The organism is uncultured Negativicoccus sp. (assembly GCF_902480485.1).
Lineage (GTDB): Bacteria > Bacillota > Negativicutes > Veillonellales > Negativicoccaceae > Negativicoccus > Negativicoccus succinicivorans.
In genome coordinates, this window is sequence record NZ_CABSTC010000077.1 from 1 (window position 1) to 4,677 (window position 4,677).

A 4,677-nucleotide genomic window follows, 5' to 3' on the forward strand; every position below is an offset into this window, starting at 1 on the left:
GGAAAGACAATAGACAAATGTGTTTTCGTAATACACAAAAAGAAAATAGCCGCTCAAAAGAACGGCTATTTGCAAAAAAATCATACTTCGTAGGCACTCATGATTTCCGCTACGTAAAACGTATGTACATCATCCGGATCACGATCATAAAAGAAACTGAAAATTTCCGGATCCAAACTCTCTTTAGGAAATGCCAGCGACTGCAAAGTACGACATTCCAAATGCATCCATCCCGTGCCGCCTAACACCGGTGTACTGCCTTGTTTGGGAGCGCAAAGAGTCAGACCCGCCGCGCTTATTTTATCTTCATCGCGGCCGCTGTGCGTGCCACAATATTGAAGCATTGGGCGATAATCATCACGCAAGGGGACGGAGATCGTAAACTCATTTCTTTTTTCTAAAAGTTCATGCGTGTATCGTGACGGCTTTACGCAAATCGTGACAACATATCGTCGCCAACGGTAACCGATCGATCCCCAATTTAAATACATGGAGTTGGCCTCGGTAAGCGTACCTGTCGTTAAAAATACACCGCCGCGAACAGCGCCGATAAATTTGGCGGCGGCTTCGGCGGGAGTCAGAGTATTCCATTCTGTTGCCATATGAACTCCTTTAGTCGACTAACTCAAACACGAGGCTGACGCGCATCGATACCTTTTGACTGCCGGGGAAAAGAGGCGTGGAAGGTGCGCTATCAAACTTTGCCCGCGCCATCATTGGAGCCGCCCAGTATTCATTTGTCGGAGCGACGCTGGCATTCATCAGGCGTCCCAGACGGGCATGTCCCGCGCGCGCTATCACTTGCGCGGTGCGCCGACCGTTGTCAATGGCTTCGGCCAGTAATTCGTCTTTCAACTGTTGCGGTTGATCCACGACAAACTGAACATCGGAAACCGTATTGGCACCGGCGCTTACAACAGAATCCAACACGCGGCTCAAAAGAGCGGTGTCTTTCGTTTCGAAGGCGATTTCGTTGGTTACACGATACGCTTCGATTTTCGGTGCAGTGCCATCTTTCGGATACGTATATACCGGCGTAATTAAGAAATTGGCAGTTTTCAAGTCCTTGTCTTTCACGCCGGCCGCTTTAAGGGCAGCCACTACCGATTGCATGCGTTGATCGTAGGCTTCTTTCGCTACTTTGGCATCCGCGCCTTGCCCTTCGATACCGAAACGCATTTGCGCTTTATTGGGAACCAGCTCGCGTTGTGCTTGGCCCTCGACCGAGACAGTTCGTTGCGGCGCCGTAGCGTCCATTACAGCAGCCTGCACGCCGTACATTCCGGTGGCGGTAAGACCGGTGGCAAGTAAGCCGGCTAAAATCCATTTGCGTAACATAGAAAAACCTCCTTTAAAAACAGAATCTATCTGAGAACATTTTACCACATTGCATTTTGGTATAATTAAGAGCAAGGGAAACAAACGGTTAAATTAAGTACCGTGGAGGACATAATGAAAAAATACAGTTTACAAAAGTTCTTGATCGCCGCTTGCGCCATATCATTACCGTGTTTTGCCGCAGCACAAGCGGATATGACAACCAAGCCGGTGACGCCGCCGGGAGTCAATTCAGCGGCCGGTGCCGCGCGCCAGGAAACGGGTCCTGACGGGAATCAGAAAATGCTCGTATGGAGTGTTGCTAAAATTCAAAACGAATCGCTTACGGCGCAAGATTTTTCTATAGGAGGCCTGCGTCTCGGTGACGATCCGGAGAGATTAACCGGTGTGTTGGGAGCGCCCTTGACAATCATGCGGGGAAATCGTATCGATCGCTACCATTTTAAAGAGGCGGAAGCGACAGTACAACAGAGCTTGCCGTATGGTCAAAAAACGGCTGCGACCATCGGGGTGGAACCGATACGAACACTGACCGGACTCAGCGCGCTTACAGTCACCAAAACAAAGCTCATGACACCGCGTGGTATCGGCATCGGCAACAGCCGTGAAAATGTAATCCGCGTATACGGCACGCCTTCTCGAGTAGAATATGAGCCGTCGACAAAAACTTCGTACTACCGCTATCGGCTGTACGAAAATGAAATTAACTATGAATTGACCTTTGCCATACATGAATTGCAGGTCAAGTCCATGCAGCTGGCATATGTCGCTGTACCCAAAGAGAAACATGACTTGTCATTCATCGTCAATACGCCGGCATCGCTATTGGGTTTTGTTCCGGGAACAATGTACCAAGAGCCCTCCTGGTCGGAGTGGGAAACGCATTTGACGCAGGGAGAAACCGAAATTTGGATGCATGGTGACTTCGGGGTAACGGTAGAAAGCAAGACGCAAAAAATAAAACGCGTATTTTTACGCAATACAAATGTGGCGACGGATAAAGGCATTGCGATTGGTGACAGCCTTTCGACGGTGATACATATTTACGGCGAACCGAATGCCATCGTGTATGCGGGTGATCAACAGCAAACGGCATTATTGTATTACCCGCAAAATCTTGCGAAGCGAATCTACCTGGTTTTTGTGTTGGATACGCAAAAAGATCAGTTAACGGATATCATTTTGACGCAAGGGCGGATCAGCGAGGCGGCTACGCCGGAGGAACGCTACGGTTTTACGCGCACATCACAAGATAAATCCGACGCGCAAGTCTAGCTATTTCAGAAAATCTATATTATAATAACCATAACAAAATTGTACAGGGGCGTGATAGCATGGTGACAGTTGCAGATGTAAAGGCACGTGTACAGGAAGTTCAGGAATTACCGGAAAAGTTACTCTTTGTGGTCGGCGGTGCCGGTTCGGGGAAAAGTAAACTTTTGCGGGAAGTGGAACGAGCGGAAGATTATACTTACGTGGAAGCAAAAGAGCTTTTAATGGAAAAACTGTTTGAAATGGAAAATGAAGAGCGCAAGGTGGAAGCTAAAGAATCTTTTGTGAAAGCATTCAAGGCGCTTGCTGCGGACATTGTGATTTTAGACGGTGTGGAAATCCTCTTTGCACCGATCTTTAAATTAGAGCCGCTGGAAATCATTAAAAAGCTCAGTCAGGATCATACCATTATCGTTGGCTGGAGCGGTTCGTTTGACGGCAAGACTTTAAAATTGGAACATAACAGTAAAGAAAATTATTTCAGTACTGACATTGATGATCCGAAACAGGTCATTACGCTGGACTGATGTAACCATAGCTGAGGAACCGCTTCTGCGGAAGCGGTTCTTCTTTTTTGTGGAGGCGGCATGGATTATCGCTATTGCCCATATGCGGCACACCCTTGGTAACGAAAACGGATAAGGAGCCGCCGCGCTTGTATTGCCCGCACTGCGAAAAATTTTTGTACCGCAATCCGATGGCGGCGGTGGCAGGAATTGTTTTGAATGACACAGGCGCGATACTGCTGGTCCAACGCGCCGCCGGCGAAACCTATCCGGGGAAATGGTGTATTCCCTGCGGCCATATTGAGTGGGGCGAAGATATCCGCGCGGCATTGGTTCGGGAAATGGCGGAGGAAACGGGTCTTGCCGTTACGGCCGAGCGCATTTATGAAGTAGAGTCCAACTTCCATCAACCGGCGGCGCTCAGTGTCGGCTGCTGGTTTATGTGCACGGTAACGGGCGGGGATTTGCAAGCCTCGGATGACGCGGCGGATGCGCGTTATTTTCACTATCGGTATTTGCCGGAGCTGGCATTCCCGACCGATCGAATGGTGTTGAATAAATTGTTTTATCAAGGTTTATTAGCCTAAGAATTACATGCAGGAGGAACGAGTATGTATGAATATTTTGCCGCGTTAATCATCGGCATTGTGGAAGGTATCACCGAATATATTCCGGTATCCAGTACCGGACACATGATCATTGTCGGAGATATGATCGGCTTTTCCGGCACGAAAGAAAGCGTCTTTGAAGTGTTTATTCAGTTGGGCGCGATTTTGTCGGTGCTTTTGATTTATAAAGATAAATTTAAAATGATGCTGCGGCGCGAAAACTGGTTCAAAAAACGCGGTACTTCCTGCTACAACCTGGTTTGCGCGATGCTGCCGGCGATGGCGATCGGCTACTTGACGCATCACTTTATTAAGACGTACTTATTCGGCTGGCAAACGGTCGTTATCGGTTTGATCTTGGGCGGTATTCTGATGTTGTTTGCGGAACGTGTTAACATTCGAACACGTACGGACGATGTCGACGCTATTACGACAAAACAGGCGGTTCTGATCGGCGTATTCCAAATCCTTTCTTTATGGCCGGGATTTTCGCGCAGCGGCTCGACGATTTCAGGCGGGCTGTTACTCGGCATTTCCCGCAAAGCGGCCGCGGATTTTTCATTCATCATGGCCGCGCCGTTGATGTTTGTAGCATGCACCTATGATTTATTGAAAATTTGGCGGTATTTGCATTGGAGCGATTTCGGCATTTTTGCATTGGGCTTTGTCACTGCCGCCGTCGTTGCTTATGCGTCGGTACTGTGGTTCTTGAAATTTTTAAATAATTCAAGCCTGGCTTCGTTCGCGTACTATCGTTTTGCGCTCGCGGTGGCAACCTGCCTGTATTTTTGGCTTTGATAAAAGAATTATCCGGAATTGAAAATAACCGTCAGGAGATATTCCCGGCGGTTATTTTAATTATGCAATCAATGACTAAAATAAAATTGATAAACACTAGCAAATTCTTAGGGATATCTGCTATAATTATTACAATTTAGACAAGTTGAGCTCTG

6 protein-coding genes are annotated in these 4,677 nt (G+C 47.9%); 4 read left to right on the plus strand and 2 right to left on the minus strand.

Annotated features, from left to right (window positions below; genetic code table 11):
• Positions 1 to 80 precede the first annotated feature (80 nt).
• Together RDN69_RS05850 and RDN69_RS05855 are read right to left on the minus strand one after the other, a co-directional pair.
• Entirely contained in the window at positions 81 to 602 is a 522-nt protein-coding gene (locus tag RDN69_RS05850; protein ID WP_273260944.1) for a flavin reductase family protein, read from the minus strand.
• A 10-nt stretch (positions 603 to 612) separates the two neighbouring features.
• Positions 613 to 1,338: an SIMPL domain-containing protein gene (locus tag RDN69_RS05855; protein WP_024048641.1), complete on the minus strand. Its 726-nt coding sequence runs from the start codon at positions 1,336 to 1,338 to the stop codon at positions 613 to 615.
• Between the two features lie 114 nt (positions 1,339 to 1,452).
• On the opposite strand from RDN69_RS05855, the gene RDN69_RS05860 reads away from it, so the two are divergent.
• The 4 genes from RDN69_RS05860 to RDN69_RS05875 all read left to right on the plus strand — a co-directional run bounded on the left by RDN69_RS05860 (position 1,453) and on the right by RDN69_RS05875 (position 4,522).
• Positions 1,453 to 2,613 carry a hypothetical protein gene (locus tag RDN69_RS05860; RefSeq protein ID WP_273260941.1) on the plus strand — a complete coding sequence of 387 codons (1,161 nt, stop codon included), beginning with the start codon at positions 1,453 to 1,455 and terminating at the stop codon, positions 2,611 to 2,613.
• A gap of 59 nt (positions 2,614 to 2,672) precedes the next feature.
• On the plus strand, positions 2,673 to 3,137 hold the full coding sequence (gene brxF / locus RDN69_RS05865) for a BREX-3 system P-loop-containing protein BrxF (protein WP_288218366.1): 465 nt from the start codon (positions 2,673 to 2,675) through the stop codon (positions 3,135 to 3,137).
• Between the two features lie 95 nt (positions 3,138 to 3,232).
• Positions 3,233 to 3,703 (plus strand): NUDIX hydrolase, encoded by a 471-nt coding sequence (locus tag RDN69_RS05870; RefSeq protein ID WP_273260938.1) that lies wholly within the window; start codon positions 3,233 to 3,235, stop codon positions 3,701 to 3,703.
• 24 nt (positions 3,704 to 3,727) lie between these two features.
• A complete protein-coding gene (locus RDN69_RS05875; protein ID WP_273260936.1) occupies positions 3,728 to 4,522 on the plus strand; it encodes an undecaprenyl-diphosphate phosphatase in 795 nt (264 codons plus the stop codon).
• Positions 4,523 to 4,677: the final 155 nt, after the last annotated feature.

What these genes read in the sequence shown, in the direction of transcription:
- RDN69_RS05855 (WP_024048641.1), bottom strand. Translation starts at nt 1,338, where the DNA reads ATGTTACGCAAATGGATTTTAGCCGGCTTACTTGCCACCGGTCTTACC.
- RDN69_RS05860 (WP_273260941.1), top strand. Translation starts at nt 1,453, where the DNA reads ATGAAAAAATACAGTTTACAAAAGTTCTTGATCGCCGCTTGCGCCATA.
- brxF (WP_288218366.1), top strand. Translation starts at nt 2,673, where the DNA reads ATGGTGACAGTTGCAGATGTAAAGGCACGTGTACAGGAAGTTCAGGAA.
- RDN69_RS05850 (WP_273260944.1), bottom strand. Translation starts at nt 602, where the DNA reads ATGGCAACAGAATGGAATACTCTGACTCCCGCCGAAGCCGCCGCCAAA.
- RDN69_RS05875 (WP_273260936.1), top strand. Translation starts at nt 3,728, where the DNA reads ATGTATGAATATTTTGCCGCGTTAATCATCGGCATTGTGGAAGGTATC.